Genomic DNA, 965 nt, shown 5'->3' with positions numbered 1-965 from the left:
GGCCTGGAACTGTTCCGGGGTGCTGGCGGCGAGCGGCGCCGCGCCGGGAACGGTGGGCAGGACGAGAAAGCCGTCATTGCCAAGCAGGGCGCCGAGCTCGGCCCGGAAAGCCAGCCGCCGCGCCGCTTCGGCGGCGGCAGTTTTGGCATCTATGGTGCGGCCGAAGGCAAAACGCTCCTCGACGCCCGGGCTGAGGCGACCGCCGGCCGAGATCCACGGGCCATGCTCGCGCCAGGCCTCGAAGGCCTGCAGGCGGCGAAAGCACCAGTAAAGCTCGTCGGGGAATGAAGCGAAGGCGTATTCGGTTTCCACGGGCTGGCCTATGACAGCGGCGGCCAGCGCCTTCATGCGCGCATATTGCGCGGCCTCCGCCGGACCCATGACGAAGGCGTCCAGCCAGCGGATCGAGAGCGGGCGGTTGAGCGGGTGCTGATGCAGGTCGCGGCCGAGCAGCAGCTTGCCGACCGTCTCATAGGTCTCGATGTCGTCGGCGAACCAGCCGAACGTGTCGAAGCTCGATGCCAGCTTCATCGCCCCGTCGAGCGAAATGCGGCCATGGGTGGTGCGTAGCCCGATCAGGCCGCAGAAGCTCGCCGGCGCGCGGATCGAGCCGCCGGTGTCGGAGCCGGTGGCGATGTTCGCCAGCCCGCCGGCAACCGCGGCCGCCGAGCCGGAAGAGGAGCCGCCGGTGACGCGATCGGGCGCGGCGGGATTGACCGGGTATGGGAAATGCGCGTTCTGGCCGAACAGCGAGAAGGCCAGCTCGTCGGTCTGGGTCTTGCCGACGAATCGCGCGCCGGCGTCGAGGATGGCCTGCACCGCTTGCGCCGTGCGCGAGGCGGCATGCGCCTCCTCGTATTTTTGCGGGTTGCCGCAGCCGGTGCGGTAGCCGGCGACGTCATAGATGTCCTTGACGGCCAGGCGCAGGCCGGCGAGCGGGCCCAATTCCGCATCCTCCACAGGCA

1 protein-coding gene is annotated in these 965 nt (G+C 69.6%); it reads right to left on the bottom strand.

From position 1 onward, the window contains the following. A partial coding sequence (locus EOA24_RS39395; protein WP_245501989.1) for an amidase occupies positions 1-960 on the bottom strand: 960 nt, incomplete at its 3' end. Between the last annotated feature and the right edge of the window lie 5 nt (positions 961-965).

It is taken from the genome of Mesorhizobium sp. M2A.F.Ca.ET.039.01.1.1, assembly GCF_003998035.1.
GTDB lineage: Bacteria > Pseudomonadota > Alphaproteobacteria > Rhizobiales > Rhizobiaceae > Mesorhizobium.
The sequence above is the reverse complement of the archived record's forward strand: the minus strand, read 5'-3'. Positions and strand labels throughout refer to the sequence as shown.